This window comes from Mesorhizobium sp. BR-1-1-10 (genome assembly GCF_020165595.1).
Classification (GTDB): Bacteria; Pseudomonadota; Alphaproteobacteria; order Rhizobiales; family Rhizobiaceae; genus Mesorhizobium; species Mesorhizobium australicum.
In genome coordinates this window covers 1-14,609 of the sequence record NZ_JAIUIL010000002.1, presented here as the reverse complement: position 1 = coordinate 14,609, position 14,609 = coordinate 1, and the positions used below count along the sequence as shown (strand labels likewise).

25 protein-coding genes are annotated in these 14,609 nt (G+C 61.9%); all 25 read left to right on the top strand.

Features of this window, described 5'->3' with window-relative positions; genetic code table 11:
• The first annotated feature begins 369 nt into the window (after window positions 1-369).
• The 25 genes from rpsL (at window position 370) to rplO (ending at window position 14,509) form a co-directional block, all read left to right on the top strand.
• Window positions 370-741, top strand: a complete 372-nt coding sequence (gene rpsL, locus LB555_RS02890; protein WP_006333356.1) for a 30S ribosomal protein S12 — start codon at window positions 370-372, stop codon at window positions 739-741.
• Window positions 742-814: 73 nt separating this feature from the next.
• Window positions 815-1,285, top strand: a complete 471-nt coding sequence (gene rpsG / locus LB555_RS02885; protein WP_008875664.1) for a 30S ribosomal protein S7 — start codon at window positions 815-817, stop codon at window positions 1,283-1,285.
• A 29-nt stretch (window positions 1,286-1,314) separates the two neighbouring features.
• Window positions 1,315-3,405 carry an elongation factor G gene (gene fusA, locus LB555_RS02880; RefSeq protein ID WP_015317987.1) on the top strand — a complete coding sequence of 697 codons (2,091 nt, stop codon included), beginning with the start codon at window positions 1,315-1,317 and terminating at the stop codon, window positions 3,403-3,405.
• Window positions 3,406-3,470: 65 nt separating this feature from the next.
• A complete protein-coding gene (gene tuf / locus LB555_RS02875) occupies window positions 3,471-4,646 on the top strand; it encodes an elongation factor Tu (RefSeq protein ID WP_015317986.1) in 1,176 nt (391 codons plus the stop codon).
• A 69-nt stretch (window positions 4,647-4,715) separates the two neighbouring features.
• On the top strand, window positions 4,716-5,024 hold the full coding sequence (gene rpsJ, locus LB555_RS02870) for a 30S ribosomal protein S10 (RefSeq protein WP_010909272.1): 309 nt from the start codon (window positions 4,716-4,718) through the stop codon (window positions 5,022-5,024).
• A gap of 61 nt (window positions 5,025-5,085) precedes the next feature.
• Window positions 5,086-5,808 carry a 50S ribosomal protein L3 gene (gene rplC, locus LB555_RS02865; RefSeq protein ID WP_015317985.1) on the top strand — a complete coding sequence of 241 codons (723 nt, stop codon included), beginning with the start codon at window positions 5,086-5,088 and terminating at the stop codon, window positions 5,806-5,808.
• Window positions 5,808-6,428 (top strand): 50S ribosomal protein L4, encoded by a 621-nt coding sequence (gene rplD, locus LB555_RS02860; protein ID WP_015317984.1) that lies wholly within the window; start codon window positions 5,808-5,810, stop codon window positions 6,426-6,428. The genes rplC and rplD overlap by 1 nt, the downstream gene beginning before the upstream one ends.
• Entirely contained in the window at window positions 6,425-6,718 is a 294-nt protein-coding gene (locus tag LB555_RS02855) for a 50S ribosomal protein L23 (protein WP_010909275.1), read from the top strand. Before rplD ends, LB555_RS02855 begins: the two co-directional genes overlap by 4 nt.
• A gap of 23 nt (window positions 6,719-6,741) precedes the next feature.
• A complete protein-coding gene (gene rplB, locus LB555_RS02850) occupies window positions 6,742-7,575 on the top strand; it encodes a 50S ribosomal protein L2 (RefSeq protein WP_015317983.1) in 834 nt (277 codons plus the stop codon).
• 16 nt (window positions 7,576-7,591) lie between these two features.
• On the top strand, window positions 7,592-7,870 hold the full coding sequence (gene rpsS, locus LB555_RS02845; protein WP_015317982.1) for a 30S ribosomal protein S19: 279 nt from the start codon (window positions 7,592-7,594) through the stop codon (window positions 7,868-7,870).
• 2 nt (window positions 7,871-7,872) lie between these two features.
• Entirely contained in the window at window positions 7,873-8,262 is a 390-nt protein-coding gene (rplV, locus tag LB555_RS02840) for a 50S ribosomal protein L22 (RefSeq protein ID WP_010909277.1), read from the top strand.
• Window positions 8,262-8,987, top strand: coding sequence for a 30S ribosomal protein S3 (rpsC, locus tag LB555_RS02835; protein WP_013895697.1), 726 nt, complete (start codon window positions 8,262-8,264; stop codon window positions 8,985-8,987). Before rplV ends, rpsC begins: the two co-directional genes overlap by 1 nt.
• Before the next feature lie 27 nt (window positions 8,988-9,014).
• Window positions 9,015-9,428, top strand: a complete 414-nt coding sequence (rplP, locus tag LB555_RS02830; protein ID WP_006205460.1) for a 50S ribosomal protein L16 — start codon at window positions 9,015-9,017, stop codon at window positions 9,426-9,428.
• 13 nt (window positions 9,429-9,441) lie between these two features.
• The gene (gene rpmC / locus LB555_RS02825) at window positions 9,442-9,642 is read left to right on the top strand and encodes a 50S ribosomal protein L29 (RefSeq protein WP_006205459.1); all 201 of its coding nucleotides are present in this window, start codon (window positions 9,442-9,444) and stop codon (window positions 9,640-9,642) included.
• A gap of 11 nt (window positions 9,643-9,653) precedes the next feature.
• A complete protein-coding gene (rpsQ, locus tag LB555_RS02820; protein ID WP_010909280.1) occupies window positions 9,654-9,893 on the top strand; it encodes a 30S ribosomal protein S17 in 240 nt (79 codons plus the stop codon).
• A 72-nt stretch (window positions 9,894-9,965) separates the two neighbouring features.
• Window positions 9,966-10,334, top strand: coding sequence for a 50S ribosomal protein L14 (gene rplN / locus LB555_RS02815; protein WP_006205457.1), 369 nt, complete (start codon window positions 9,966-9,968; stop codon window positions 10,332-10,334).
• A 12-nt stretch (window positions 10,335-10,346) separates the two neighbouring features.
• Entirely contained in the window at window positions 10,347-10,661 is a 315-nt protein-coding gene (rplX, locus tag LB555_RS02810; protein ID WP_015317981.1) for a 50S ribosomal protein L24, read from the top strand.
• Window positions 10,654-11,232, top strand: coding sequence for a 50S ribosomal protein L5 (gene rplE, locus LB555_RS02805; RefSeq protein WP_023773630.1), 579 nt, complete (start codon window positions 10,654-10,656; stop codon window positions 11,230-11,232). The genes rplX and rplE overlap by 8 nt, the downstream gene beginning before the upstream one ends.
• 27 nt (window positions 11,233-11,259) lie before the next feature.
• Window positions 11,260-11,565 (top strand): 30S ribosomal protein S14, encoded by a 306-nt coding sequence (rpsN, locus tag LB555_RS02800; RefSeq protein WP_013895695.1) that lies wholly within the window; start codon window positions 11,260-11,262, stop codon window positions 11,563-11,565.
• A gap of 12 nt (window positions 11,566-11,577) precedes the next feature.
• Window positions 11,578-11,976 carry a 30S ribosomal protein S8 gene (gene rpsH, locus LB555_RS02795; protein WP_006205453.1) on the top strand — a complete coding sequence of 133 codons (399 nt, stop codon included), beginning with the start codon at window positions 11,578-11,580 and terminating at the stop codon, window positions 11,974-11,976.
• Between the two features lie 88 nt (window positions 11,977-12,064).
• Window positions 12,065-12,598, top strand: a complete 534-nt coding sequence (gene rplF / locus LB555_RS02790; RefSeq protein WP_013895694.1) for a 50S ribosomal protein L6 — start codon at window positions 12,065-12,067, stop codon at window positions 12,596-12,598.
• 137 nt (window positions 12,599-12,735) lie between these two features.
• Window positions 12,736-13,095 carry a 50S ribosomal protein L18 gene (gene rplR / locus LB555_RS02785; RefSeq protein WP_015317978.1) on the top strand — a complete coding sequence of 120 codons (360 nt, stop codon included), beginning with the start codon at window positions 12,736-12,738 and terminating at the stop codon, window positions 13,093-13,095.
• Window positions 13,096-13,227: 132 nt separating this feature from the next.
• Window positions 13,228-13,791 (top strand): 30S ribosomal protein S5, encoded by a 564-nt coding sequence (rpsE, locus tag LB555_RS02780; protein WP_006333394.1) that lies wholly within the window; start codon window positions 13,228-13,230, stop codon window positions 13,789-13,791.
• A gap of 24 nt (window positions 13,792-13,815) precedes the next feature.
• Window positions 13,816-14,013 (top strand): 50S ribosomal protein L30, encoded by a 198-nt coding sequence (gene rpmD / locus LB555_RS02775; protein WP_006205449.1) that lies wholly within the window; start codon window positions 13,816-13,818, stop codon window positions 14,011-14,013.
• Window positions 14,014-14,035: 22 nt separating this feature from the next.
• Window positions 14,036-14,509 (top strand): 50S ribosomal protein L15, encoded by a 474-nt coding sequence (gene rplO / locus LB555_RS02770; protein ID WP_224682254.1) that lies wholly within the window; start codon window positions 14,036-14,038, stop codon window positions 14,507-14,509.
• Window positions 14,510-14,609: the final 100 nt, after the last annotated feature.

Genomic DNA, 14,609 nt, shown 5'->3' with positions numbered 1-14,609 from the left:
CCTCGGCATTGCAAAATCGCGAAAGAAAATTACATGCGGTTTTCGCATGGCTGCCAAGTCCCGGCTTCGATGCAATATTTGCCACTGCGGGCTTGACGGTTCGCGGGCTTACGAGTAGAAGCCGCCCAGTCAGAACCGATGTGAGGCTCTCCCTTCCGAAGCGACACGCTTTGGAGTTTGCCTCAAACAGGGTTCGTTTTACGAGCGAAAAGACATTTCCGGCGTGCACGAAGCGGTTTCCGCTTCCTCTGCGATTTGTTCGGGCAAGACCGCGAGGCGCGGTTTGTGGCCCGAATTTGCGTATGGAAATGACGCTTTGAGCGAGCCTTGACCGGCACGAGACACGGAATTGAGAGACAAGAGGGTTTAATGCCTACCGTCAACCAGCTGATCCGCAAGCCGCGCATTGCGCCGGTGAAGCGCAACAAGGTCCCGGCCATGCAGCAGAACCCGCAGAAGCGGGGCGTCTGCACGCGCGTCTATACAACGACGCCGAAGAAGCCGAACTCGGCGCTGCGCAAGGTGGCCAAGATCCGCCTGACCAATGGTTTTGAAGTGATCGGTTACATCCCCGGCGAAGGTCACAACCTTCAGGAGCACTCCGTGGTCATGATCCGCGGCGGCCGCGTCAAGGATCTTCCGGGCGTGCGCTACCACATCATCCGCGGCGTGCTCGATACGCAGGGTGTGAAGAACCGCAAGCAGCGCCGTTCGAAGTACGGCGCCAAGCGTCCGAAGTAAGGCGTCCGAAGTAAGATTTTCGGCCTTGGTGCTGCTTGAATGCGCCGGGCTACGAGATTGAGAGACAAAAGCCATGTCGCGTCGTCACAGTGCAGAAAAGCGTGAGATCAACCCGGATCCCAAGTTCGGCGATCTGATCGTCACCAAGTTCATGAATGCCGTCATGTATGACGGCAAGAAGTCGGTTGCCGAGACCATCGTCTACGGCGCGCTGGACCAGGTCCAGTCGAAGACCAAGCAGGAGCCGGTCACCGTCTTCCATCAGGCGCTCGACAATGTCGCGCCGCATGTGGAAGTGCGTTCGCGTCGCGTCGGCGGCGCCACCTACCAGGTTCCGGTCGACGTGCGCCCCGAGCGCCGCCAGGCGCTGGCGATCCGTTGGCTGATCGCCGCGGCCCGCAACCGCAACGAGACCACCATGGTCGACCGCCTCTCCGGCGAGCTGATGGACGCGGCCAACAACCGCGGCACCGCCGTGAAGAAGCGTGAAGACACCCACAAGATGGCAGAAGCCAACCGCGCTTTCGCGCACTACCGCTGGTAAAGCGCGAACGAGACTGAGAGGCAGCTACGATGGCCCGCGAATACAAAATCGAAGACTACCGCAATTTCGGTATCATGGCGCATATTGACGCCGGCAAGACGACGACCACCGAGCGCGTCCTCTATTACACGGGCAAGTCGCACAAGATCGGCGAAGTGCACGACGGCGCTGCCACCATGGATTGGATGGAGCAGGAGCAGGAGCGCGGCATCACCATCACGTCCGCCGCGACCACGACCTTCTGGAAGGCTCGTGACGGCAAGATGCACCGCTTCAACATCATCGACACCCCCGGACACGTCGACTTCACCATCGAAGTCGAGCGTTCGCTGCGCGTGCTCGACGGCGCCATTGCGCTGCTCGATGCCAATGCCGGTGTCGAGCCGCAGACGGAAACCGTCTGGCGCCAGGCGGACAAGTACCGCGTTCCGCGCATGATCTTCTGCAACAAGATGGACAAGATTGGCGCCGACTTCTATCGCTCGGTCGAAATGATCGGTTCGCGCCTCGGCGCACATGCCGTCGTCATGCAGCTGCCGATCGGCGCCGAGACCGAATTCAAGGGCGTCGTCGACCTGGTCGAGATGAACGCGCTGGTCTGGCGCGACGAGACGCTGGGCGCTGCCTGGGACGTCGTCGAGATCCCGGCCGACCTTCAGGCTCGTGCGGAAGAATATCGCGAGAAGATGATCGAAGCCGCCGTCGAAATGGACGAGACGGCGCTTGAGAATTACCTCGAAGGCAAGATGCCGTCGAATGACGAGATCCGCGCGCTGATCCGCAAGGGCACCATCGCGGTGAAGTTCTACCCGATGTTTTGCGGCTCGGCCTTCAAGAACAAGGGCGTGCAGCCGCTGCTCGACGCCGTCGTCGAATACCTGCCGTCGCCGGCCGATGTTCCGGCCATCAAGGGCGTCGATGCCAAGACCGATGCCGAGATCGAGCGTCACGCCGACGACAACGAGCCGCTTTCGATGCTCGCCTTCAAGATCATGAACGACCCGTTCGTTGGTTCGTTGACCTTTGCCCGCATCTACTCGGGCAAGCTCACCAAGGGCATCTCGGTTGACAACACCGTGAAGGGCAAGAAGGAGCGCATTGGCCGCATGCTTCAGATGCATGCGAACTCGCGCGCCGACGTCGAAGAGGCTTTTGCCGGCGACATCGTCGCCCTGGCCGGCCTCAAGGACACCACCACCGGCGATACGCTGAGCGATCCGCTGCACCCGGTCATCCTCGAGCGCATGGAATTCCCCGATCCGGTCATCCAGATCGCCATCGAGCCGAAGACCAAGAACGACCAGGAAAAGATGGGCCTGGCCCTTCATCGCCTGGCCGCCGAGGACCCCTCCTTCCGCGTCAAGACCGACGAGGAATCAGGCCAGACCATCATTTCCGGCATGGGCGAGCTTCACCTCGACATCATCGTCGACCGCATGCGGCGCGAGTTCAAGGTTGAAGCCAACGTCGGTGCGCCGCAGGTGGCTTACCGTGAAACGATCACTCGCAAGCACGAGCAGGACTACACGCATAAGAAGCAGACCGGCGGTACCGGTCAGTTCGCCCGCGTCAAGATCCTGTTCGAGCCGAACCCGGAAAGCCCCGAGTTCGAATTCGATACCAAGATCGTTGGCGGTGCTGTTCCGAAGGAATACATCCCGGGTGTCGAAAAGGGCATCAACAGCGTCATGTCGTCGGGTCCGTTCGCGGGCTTCCCGATGATCGGTGTCAAGGCGACGCTCATCGACGGCGCATACCACGACGTCGACTCCTCGGTGCTCGCCTTCGAAATCGCCGGCCGTGCCTGCTTCCGTGAAGCCGCGCCCAAGCTCGGCGTGCAGCTGCTCGAGCCGATCATGAAGGTCGAGGTCGTCACGCCGGAAGATTACGTCGGCAGCGTCATCGGTGACCTGAATGGCCGTCGCGGCCAGATCCAGGGCCAGGAAGCACGTGGCGTCGCGGTGGTTATCAACGCGATGGTGCCACTCGCCAACATGTTCAAGTATGTCGACAACCTGCGCTCGATGAGCCAGGGCCGCGCGGCCTACACGATGCAGTTCGATCACTACGAGCCTGTGCCGACCGCGGTCGCCCAGGAAGTCCAGAAGAAATACGCGTAACCCGACGGGTTGCAGCAGTAACTTAAATCAAGGCCCGCACGGGCGAGCAGGATTGGAGACATCACATGGCAAAAGGTAAATTCGAGCGCACCAAGCCTCATGTGAACATCGGCACGATTGGTCACGTCGACCATGGCAAGACGTCGCTGACGGCGGCGATCACCAAGTATTTTGGCGAATACAAGCGCTATGACCAGATCGACGCGGCGCCTGAAGAGAAGGCGCGCGGCATCACGATCTCGACGGCTCACGTCGAATACGAGACCGCCAACCGCCACTATGCCCACGTCGACTGCCCCGGCCACGCCGACTATGTGAAGAACATGATCACCGGTGCCGCGCAGATGGACGGCGCGATCCTGGTCGTGTCGGCCGCCGACGGCCCGATGCCGCAGACCCGCGAGCATATCCTGCTTGCCCGTCAGGTCGGCGTGCCGTCGATCGTGGTGTTCCTGAACAAGGTCGACCAGGTCGACGATGCCGAGCTGCTCGAACTGGTCGAGCTCGAGGTTCGCGAACTGCTGTCGAAGAACGAATTCCCCGGCGACGACATTCCGATCGTCAAGGGTTCGGCGCTGGCTGCACTCGAAGATTCGGACAAGAAGATCGGCGAGGACGCGATCCGCGAGCTGATGGCTGCGGTCGACGCCTACATCCCGACGCCGGTTCGTCCGCTGGACAAGCCGTTCCTGATGCCGATCGAGGACGTGTTCTCGATCTCGGGCCGCGGCACGGTCGTCACCGGCCGCGTCGAGCGCGGCGTGGTCAAGGTCGGCGAGGAACTGGAGATCATCGGCATCCGTCCGACGACCAAGACGACCTGCACGGGCGTCGAAATGTTCCGCAAGCTGCTCGACCAGGGCCAGGCTGGCGACAACATCGGCGCGCTGCTGCGCGGCGTTGATCGTGAAGGTGTCGAGCGCGGCCAGGTTCTGGCCAAGCCGGGCACGGTGAAGCCGCACAAGAAGTTCGTGGCCGAAGCCTACATCCTGACCAAGGACGAAGGTGGCCGTCACACGCCGTTCTTCACCAACTACCGTCCGCAGTTCTACTTCCGCACGACCGACGTGACCGGCATCGTGTCGCTGCCGGAAGGCACCGAGATGGTGATGCCCGGCGACAACATCACGGTCGATGTCGAGCTGATCGTGCCGATCGCCATGGAAGAGAAGCTGCGCTTCGCCATCCGTGAAGGCGGCCGCACCGTCGGTGCCGGCATCGTCGTCACCATCAAAGAGTAATTTGGACTTAAACCGATCTGTCGCGGGCGCCGGAGTTGCCCGCGCCGCGCCAGAACAAGGAAGTGACGCATGAACGGACAGAATATCCGCATCCGCCTGAAGGCGTTTGATCACCGCGTGCTTGACGCCTCGACGAAGGAAATCGTGTCGACGGCCAAGCGCACCGGGGCAAACGTCCGCGGCCCCATTCCGCTGCCGACGCGGATCGAAAAGTTCACGGTCAACCGGTCGCCCCACGTCGACAAGAAGAGCCGCGAGCAGTTCGAGATGCGCACGCACAAGCGTCTGCTCGACATCGTCGATCCGACCCCGCAGACGGTCGATGCTTTGATGAAGCTCGATCTGGCCGCCGGCGTCGACGTCGAGATCAAGCTCTAAGGGAATGAGAGCGCGGTAAGGGGCGGTGCCCCTGGCCCGGAACTCTAAAGGAATTGAACCGATGCGTTCAGGTGTGATTGCAAAGAAGGTGGGAATGACCCGCATCTATAATGATGCCGGGGAACATGTTCCCGTCACCGTTCTCCAGATGGAGAACTGCCAGGTCGTGGCACAGCGCACGCAGGAGAAGAATGGCTACACCGCCGTTCAGCTCGGCGTTGGCCTCGCCAAGGTGAAGAACACGTCGAAGGCGATGCGCGGCCATTTCGCGACCGCCTCCGTCGAGCCGAAGGCGAAGGTCGCCGAGTTCCGCGTCTCCGCCGACAATATGATCGACGTCGGCGCCGAGATCACCGTCGACCATTTTGTCGCCGGCCAGAAGGTCGATGTGACGGGCACGACGATCGGCAAGGGTTTCCAGGGCGTCATCAAGCGCCACCACATGGGTGGTGGCCGCGCGACCCACGGTAACTCGGTCTCGCACCGTACACACGGCTCGACCGGTCAGCGCCAGGACCCGGGCAAGGTGTTCAAGGGCAAGCATATGGCTGGTCACATGGGCGACACCCGCGTGACGACACAGAATGTCGAGGTCGTTTCGACCGATGCCGACCGCGGCCTGATCCTGATCCGCGGTGCGGTTCCCGGATCGAAGGGCGCCTGGATCCTGGTCCGCGACGCGGCCAAGGTGGCACTGCCGGCCAATGCGCCGAAGCCCGCCGCGATCCGCGCCGTTGCGGCAGCTGCTAAGAACGAGGCTCCGGCCACAGAGGGAGCGGAATAATGGATCTCAAGATCACAACGCTCGGCGGCAAAGACGCCGGCAAGGTGGAACTTTCCGACGGAATTTTCGGCCTTGATCCGCGCGAGGACATCCTGCAGCGCGTCGTGCGCTGGCAGCTTGCCAAGAAGCAGCAGGGCACGCACAAGGCCAAGGGCCGCGCCGAAATCGCGCGCACCGGTGCCAAGATGTACAAGCAGAAGGGTACGGGCCGCGCCCGTCACCACTCCGCACGCGCTCCGCAGTTCCGCGGCGGCGGCAAGGCCCACGGCCCGGTCGTTCGCAGCCATGAGCATGAACTGCCCAAGAAGGTTCGTGCGCTCGGCCTCAAGCATGCCCTTTCGGCCAAGGCCAAGAGCGCGTCGATCATCATCATCGACGAGCTGAAGCTGACCGAGGCCAAGACCAAGGCGCTGATCGCGAATTTCGCGACGCTGGGCCTGACCAACGCCCTGGTGATTGGCGGCGCCGAGCTTGACAAGAACTTCAAGCTGGCAGCCACCAACATCCCCAACATCGACGTGCTGCCCATCCAGGGCATCAACGTCTACGACATTCTGCGCCGCGGCACGCTGGTCCTTTCGAAGGCCGCCGTCGAGGCTCTCGAGGAGCGCTTTAAATGACCGACCTTCGTCACTACGACGTGATCGTCTCGCCGGCGATCACTGAAAAGTCGACCATGGCCTCCGAGCAGAACCAGGTCGTCTTCAACGTCGCCAAGAAGGCGTCGAAGCCCGAAATCAAGGCCGCCGTCGAAGCGCTGTTCGGCGTCAAGGTGATGGCCGTGAACACGCTTGTCCGCAAGGGCAAGATCAAGCGCTTCCGCGGCACGATCGGCCGCCAGAGCGACGTCAAGAAGGCGATCGTGACGCTGGCCGACGGCCAGTCGATCGACGTCGCGACGGGTCTCTGAGCAAGGCCGCGAGGACAACAACAATGGCACTGAAAAAATTCAACCCGGTAACGCCGAGCACCCGCCAGCTGGTCATCGTCGACCGCTCGGGCCTCTACAAGGGCAAGCCCGTGAAGGGCCTGACCGAGGGTCTGACCAAGTCGGGCGGCCGCAACAACCACGGCCGTATCACCGCCCGCTTCATCGGTGGTGGCCACAAGCGTTCGTACCGCATCATCGACTTCAAGCGTCGCAAGTTCGACGTTGTCGGCACGGTCGAGCGCATTGAATACGATCCGAACCGCACGGCCTTCATCGCACTGATCAAGTATGATGATGGTGAGCTGTCCTACATCATCGCTCCGCAGCGTCTGGCTCCCGGCGACAAGATCGTGGCTGGCGAAGCGGTCGACGTTAAGCCGGGCAATGCGATGCCGCTGGCCTCGATGCCGGTCGGCACCATCGTCCACAACATCGAGCTGAAGCCGGGCAAGGGCGCCCAGGTCGCCCGGTCGGCAGGTGGTTACGGCCAGTTGGTCGGCCGTGACCAGGGCATGGCGATCCTGCGCCTCAACTCGGGCGAGCAGCGTGTCGTTCACGGCTCCTGCATGGCCACCGTCGGTGCCGTGTCCAATCCGGACCACGGCAACATCAACGACGGCAAGGCCGGCCGCACGGTTTGGCGTGGCAAGCGTCCGCACAATCGCGGCGTGACCATGAACCCGGTCGACCACCCGCATGGCGGTGGTGAAGGCCGCACCTCCGGTGGCCGTCATCCGGTCAGCCCGTGGGGCAAGCCGACCAAGGGCAAGAAGACGCGGTCCAACAAGGCGACCGACAAGTTCATCCTGCGCTCGCGCCATCAGCGCAAGAGCTAAGAAGAGGTAACGCCAAGTGACTCGTTCTATTTGGAAAGGCCCCTTCATCGACGGCTACCTTCTCAAGAAGGTGGACAAGGTTCGTGAAGGCGGTCGCAATGAGGTGATCAAGATGTGGAGCCGTCGCTCCACCATCCTGCCGCAGTTCGTCGGCCTCACCTTCGGTGTCTACAACGGCCAGAAGCATGTTCCCGTTTCGGTGAACGAGGACATGGTCGGTCACAAGTTCGGTGAATTCGCTCCGACCCGGACCTATTACGGTCACGGCGCGGATAAGAAGGCGAAGAGGAAATAATCATGGGCAAGGCCAAAGCTCCGCGCAGGCTTGCTGACAACGAAGCGCGCGCCGTGTTGCGCACGATCCGTATCAGCCCGCAGAAGCTGAACCTGGTTGCCGCGCTGATCCGCGGCAAGAAGGTCGCGACAGCGCTTTCCGATCTCGAATTCTCGGCCAAGCGGATTTCCGGCACGGTCAAGAAGACGCTGGAATCGGCAATCGCCAACGCGGAAAACAACCACGACCTCGATGTCGATGCGCTGGTGGTGGCGGAAGCCTATGTCGGCAAGTCGATCGTCATGAAGCGGTTCCACGCTCGTGGCCGTGGTCGCGCCAGCCGTATCGAGAAGCCGTTCTCGCACCTCACGATCGTCGTTCGTGAAGTCGAAGAAAAAGGGGAGGCCGCATAATGGGCCAGAAAGTCAATCCGATCGGTCTTCGCCTCGGCATCAACCGCACCTGGGATTCGCGCTGGTTCGCGAACACCGGCGAGTACGGCAAGCTGCTGCATGAGGACATCAAGATCCGCAAGTATCTTGAGAAGGAACTCAAGCAGGCCGCGATCTCGAAGGTCGTGATCGAGCGTCCGCACAAGAAGTGCCGCGTCACCATCCATGCCGCGCGCCCGGGTCTGATCATCGGCAAGAAGGGCGCCGACATCGAGAAGCTTCGCAAGAAGCTGATGGAGATGACGAAGTCCGAGACGCACCTCAACATCGTTGAAGTGCGCAAGCCGGAAATCGACGCGACCCTGGTCGCCCAGTCGATCGCCCAGCAGCTCGAGCGCCGTATCGCGTTCCGCCGCGCCATGAAGCGTGCCGTGCAGTCGGCCATGCGCCTCGGTGCCGAAGGCATCCGCATCAACTGCGCCGGCCGTCTTGGCGGCGCCGAGATCGCGCGCATGGAATGGTACCGTGAAGGTCGCGTGCCGCTGCATACGCTGCGCGCCGATGTCGATTACGGTACGGCCGAGGCGAACACGGCGTATGGCATCTGCGGCGTCAAGGTCTGGGTATTCAAGGGCGAGATCCTCGAGCACGATCCGATGGCTTCGGAACGCCGCGCGACCGAGGGTGATGCCGCGCATGGCGGTGGTGGTGATCGCGAACGCGGTCGTCGTCGCGAAAACGCCTGAGACATTTAGGAATTTGGAGTTAGAACGATGCTGCAGCCAAAGCGCACAAAGTTCCGCAAGCAGTTCAAGGGCCGTATCCATGGTACCGCAAAGGGCGGCACCAACCTGGATTTCGGTGGTTTCGGGCTGAAGGCGCTTGAGCCGAACCGCGTCACCGCGCGTGAGATCGAGGCGGCCCGCCGCGCGATCACTCGCGAAATGAAGCGTGCCGGCCGCGTCTGGATCCGCATTTTCCCGGACGTGCCGGTCACTTCGAAGCCGACCGAAGTCCGCATGGGCAAGGGCAAGGGCGCGGTCGATTACTGGGCGGCGCGCGTCAAGCCGGGCCGCATCATGTTCGAGATCGACGGCGTCAATGAAGAAACCGCCCGTGAGGCGCTGCGTCTCGGCGCGGCCAAGCTCTCGGTCAGGACGCGCTTCGTACAGCGCATCGCAGAATAAGGACGGGCTGATCATGAAAGCCGAAGACATCCGGACCAAGACCCAGGACCAGCTGACCGACGACCTGGCCAGCCTGAAGAAGGAGCAGTTCAACCTGCGCTTCCAGAAGGCCACCGGCCAGCTCGAGAAGACCGCGCGCGTGAGGCAGGTTCGCAAGGACATTGCGCGTATCAAGACCATCGCTGCGGAAAAGTCCGCGGCCAAGAAGGCTTAAGGACGAAAACCATGCCAAAGCGCATTCTGCAGGGCACCGTCGTCAGCGACAAGAACGAGAAGACGGTTGTCGTCAAGGTCGAACGGCGCTTCACGCATCCCGTGATGAAGAAGACCGTGCGCATGACCAAGAAGTACAAGGCGCACGACGAGAACAACGCCCACAAGGTCGGCGATCAGGTGTTCATCCAGGAATCGAAGCCGATTTCCAAGGATAAGCGCTGGATCGTCGTATCCTCGGATCAGGCGTAAACAAACGAATTTTGGACAGACCGGGGAGGGGCTTCGAGCCCATCCCGTTAGAAAAGAAGAAGGCGGCCAGTCATGATTCAGATGCAAACAAACCTCGACGTGGCGGATAATTCCGGCGCGCGTCGTGTCATGTGCATCAAGGTGCTGGGCGGCTCGAAGCGGAAATACGCTTCCGTGGGCGACATCATCGTGGTGTCGATCAAGGAAGCCATTCCGCGCGGCCGCGTTAAGAAGGGCGATGTGATGAAGGCGGTCGTGGTTCGCACGGCCAAGGACATCCGCCGCCCGGACGGCAGCGTGATCCGTTTCGACAAGAACGCGGCCGTTCTCGTCGACAACAAGAAAGAGCCGATCGGCACGCGTATCTTCGGACCGGTTCCGCGCGAACTTCGCGCCAAGAACCACATGAAGATCATCTCGCTCGCGCCTGAAGTGCTGTAAGGAGCCGGACCAATGCAAAAGATTAGAAAAGGCGACAAGGTCGTCGTGCTGGCTGGCAAGGACAAGGGCCGTTCGGGCGAAGTCCTCTCGGTTCAGCCGAAGGATGACACCGCGCTGGTGCGCGGCGTCAACATGATCCGTCGTCACCAGAAGCAGTCCCAGTCCCAAGAGGGCGGGATCATCACCAAGGAAGCGCCGATCCAGCTGTCGAACATCGCGCTGGCCGACCCGAAGGATGGCAAGCCGACCCGCGTCGGTTTCGTCTTCCAGAAGGACGGCAAGAAGGTGCGCGTCGCCAAGCGCTCGGGAGAAGTCATCAATGGCTAAGGCTCAAACCAAGCAGGCGACTGCCAACAACACGCCGCGCCTCAAGCAGGTCTACAACGAGACCATCCGCAAGGCGCTGCAGGAGCAGTTCGGCTACGACAACGAGATGCAGGTTCCGCGCCTCGACAAGATCGTGCTGAACATGGGTGTGGGCGAAGCGACCGCCGATTCGAAGAAGCCTTCGGTCGCGGCCGAGGACCTGGCGATGATCGCCGGCCAGAAGGCCGTCGTCACCCGCGCCCGCAATTCGATCGCGGGCTTCAAGGTTCGCGAGAAGATGCCGATCGGCGCCAAGGTCACGCTGCGCAAGGAACGCATGTACGAGTTCCTCGACCGCCTCGTGAACATCGCGCTGCCGCGCGTCCGCGACTTCCGCGGACTGAACCCCAAGAGCTTCGATGGCCGTGGCAACTACGCCATGGGCATCAAGGAGCACATCGTGTTCCCGGAGATCAACTACGACAAGGTTGATCAGATCTGGGGCATGGACGTCATCGTTTGTACGACTGCGAAGACGGACGACGAAGCCAGGGCTTTGCTCAAGGCTTTCAACTTCCCCTTCCGCCAGTAACGGCAGCGAGAAAAGGAAAAATCTGAAATGGCAAAGACCAGCTCAGTCGAGAAGAACAACAGGCGCCGCAAGCTTGCCGACCAGTACGGTCCCAAGCGCGCTGCGCTCAAGGCGATCATCATGGATCAATCCAAGCCGATGGAAGAGCGCTTCCGCGCTCAGCTCAAGCTTGCCGCCATGCCGCGCAACTCGGCCAAAATCCGCATCCGCAACCGCTGCGAAGTCACCGGCCGCCCGCGTGCCTACTATCGCAAGCTCAAAGTATCGCGCATCGCGCTTCGGGACCTCGGCAATAACGGCCAGATCCCGGGCCTGGTCAAGTCGAGCTGGTAAGGAGGACATAACATGTCATTGAGCGATCCTCTCGGCGATATGCTGACCCGCATCCGCAACGCCTATGGCCGCAAGAAGTCGAGTGTCTCGACGCCGGCCTCGCGTCTGCGCACCCGCGTCCTCGACGTGCTGAAGGCTGAAGGCTATATCCGCGATTACAGCCAGACCGATTTCGACAACGGCAAGTCCGAGATCGAAATCGAGCTGAAGTATTTCGACGGTGCCCCGGTCGTGCGCGAAATCGCCCGCGTTTCGAAGCCCGGCCGCCGCGTTTACGTCTCGGCCAAGTCGATCCCGCACGTTGCCAACGGCCTCGGCATTGCCATCCTTTCGACACCGAAGGGCGTGATGGCCGACCATGAAGCACGCGAACAGAACGTCGGCGGCGAGATCCTCTGCCAGATCTTCTGATCCGGCAGCTTACCGCACGTGGAATTCGGTCTTCGGATCGTTCCCGAAGACAGAGACCTGAAACAAGAGAAGTGACGAGGACAACCTGATGTCTCGTATTGGAAAGAAACCCGTTTCGCTGCCGCAGGGCGTGACCGCGACCGTCAATGGCCAGACCGTGACGGCGAAGGGCCCCAAGGGCGAGCTGAAGTTCGTGGTGAACGACGAAGTCCTGGTCAAGATGGAAGGCAGCGAAATCGCTGTCCAGCCGCGCGACCAGACCAAGACCGCCCGCTCCAAGTGGGGCATGTCGCGCACGCAGATCGTCAACATCCTGCAGGGCGTGAAGGACGGTTTCGAGAAGAAGCTCGAGATCACCGGCGTCGGCTATCGCGCCGCCTTGCAGGGCAAGAACCTGCAACTGGCCCTTGGCTTCAGCCATGATGTCGTCTACGAGACGCCGGCCGGCATCACGATCACCGTGCCGAAGCCGACCGAAATCACCGTGGCCGGCATCGACAAGCAGCAGGTCGGCCAGGTCGCAGCGGAGATCCGCGAATACCGCGGTCCCGAGCCCTACAAGGGCAAGGGCGTCCGCTACGCTGGCGAGAAGATCGTCCGCAAGGAAGGCAAGAAGAAGTAATCGGCTTGGCCCTGAAAAGTTGCAGACTTTTCGCACAGGGACCAAGCCACGGAAGTTAACGCCGCGGGGAGCGGTCGCGGGAGGCGCTTCGCCTACCGCATGTGGCGGCCCCCGTTTTTTGAAGGCAAGGAACTATCATGGCTATCAAGGAATCCATCCAGCGCCGCGCGCAGCGCGTGCGCCGTCAGATCAAGAAAGTCGCCGGCGAGCGTCCGCGTCTGTCGGTTCATCGCACGTCGAAGAACATCTACGTTCAGGTCATCGACGACGCCAAGGGCCACACCATTGCCGCCGCCTCGACGCTCGAGAAGGACCTCAAGGGTTCGCTCAAGACCGGCGCTGACACCGCTGCCGCCGCTGCGATCGGCAAGCTGATCGCCGAGCGCGCCACCAAGGCCGGCGTCAAGGAAGTCGTCTTCGATCGCGGCGCCTACATCTATCACGGCCGCGTCAAGGCGCTGGCTGAAGCGGCCCGCGAAGGCGGTCTCAGCTTCTAAGCATGACCCCGAAAAGTTGCAGACTTTTCGGATAAGATCATGCAAAGGAAGAAATAGTTTTCACCGTCGGGGACCCAAAGCGGCGCCGGCAATCAGCAACCCGTGCTTCCGGAAAAGAACAAGGAACAGGATATGGCACAGGAACGTAGGGATGGCGGCCGCGGCCGCGATCGTGAAGAACGCGATGACGGCATGGTGGACAAGCTTGTCCACATCAACCGCGTCGCCAAGGTCGTCAAGGGCGGCCGTCGCTTTGGTTTTGCCGCGCTCGTCGTCGTCGGCGACCAGAAGGGCCGCGTTGGCTTTGGTCACGGCAAGGCGCGTGAAGTGCCGGAAGCTATCCGCAAGGCAACCGAATCCGCAAAGCGCGACATGATCTTCGTGCCGTTGCGCTCGGGCCGCACGCTGCACCATGACGTCGAGGGACGTTGGGGCGCTGGCCGTGTTCTGCTGCGCGCTGCCAAGCAGGGTACTGGCATCATCGCCGGCGGCCCGATGCGCGCCGTCTTCGAGACGCTCGGCATGCACGACGTGGTTGCCAAGTCGATGGGTTCGTCGAACCCGTACAACATGGTTCGCGCCACCTTCGACGCGCTGAAGAGCCAGATGCATCCCAAGGATGTGGCTGCCGCGCGTGGCATCAAGTATTCGACCCTTCAGGCCCGCCGCGGCACCGCCGTTGCGGCTGAAGAATAGTCGATCTGACCAGGGATTTTGACCATGGCCAAGAAAGCAACCAAGACCATCACCGTTGAGCAGATCGGTTCGCCGATCCGCCGCCCGAAGGAACAGCGCGCAACGCTGGTCGGCCTCGGCCTCAACAAGATGCACAAGCAGCGCACGCTGGAAGATACGCCTTCCGTGCGCGGCATGATCGCTGCCGTCCAGCATCTCGTCCGCGTCGTGGACGAGGGCTGAGCAAGAGCGCAGGAGAACCCAGATGAAACTCAATGATCTGCGTGACAAGGACGGCGCGACGCACTCCAAGAAGCGCCTCGGCCGCGGCATCGGCTCCGGCTCGGGCAAGACCGCCGGTCGCGGCGTCAAGGGCCAGAAGGCGCGCTCCGGCGTCGCCGTCAACGGCTTCGAGGGTGGCCAGATGCCGCTCTACAGGCGTCTGCCGAAGCGTGGCTTCAACAACATCTTCGCCAAGAGCTTCACCGTCGTGTCGCTGGCCCGTATCCAGGAAGCCGTCGATGCCAAGAAGCTTGACGTCAAGGCGACCGTGACGGCCGAGGCGCTTGTCGTCGCCGGCGTCATCCGTCGCGTCAAGGATGGCGTGCGCGTGCTGTCCGATGGCGAACTCAAGGCCAAGCTCGCCTTCGACGTCGCCGGCGCCTCCAAGGCCGCGATCGAGAAGATCGAAAAGGCCGGCGGTTCGGTCAAGCTGCCGGAAAAGGCAGCCGCCGAGTAACGGCAATTTGAAGAGCGGTCGGCAAGAGTGGTATCCGTTTTTGCTTCCGATCGCGCTTTGACCTGCTCAATTTAGCGGCCCCGGCGACGCGGGCCCGTGG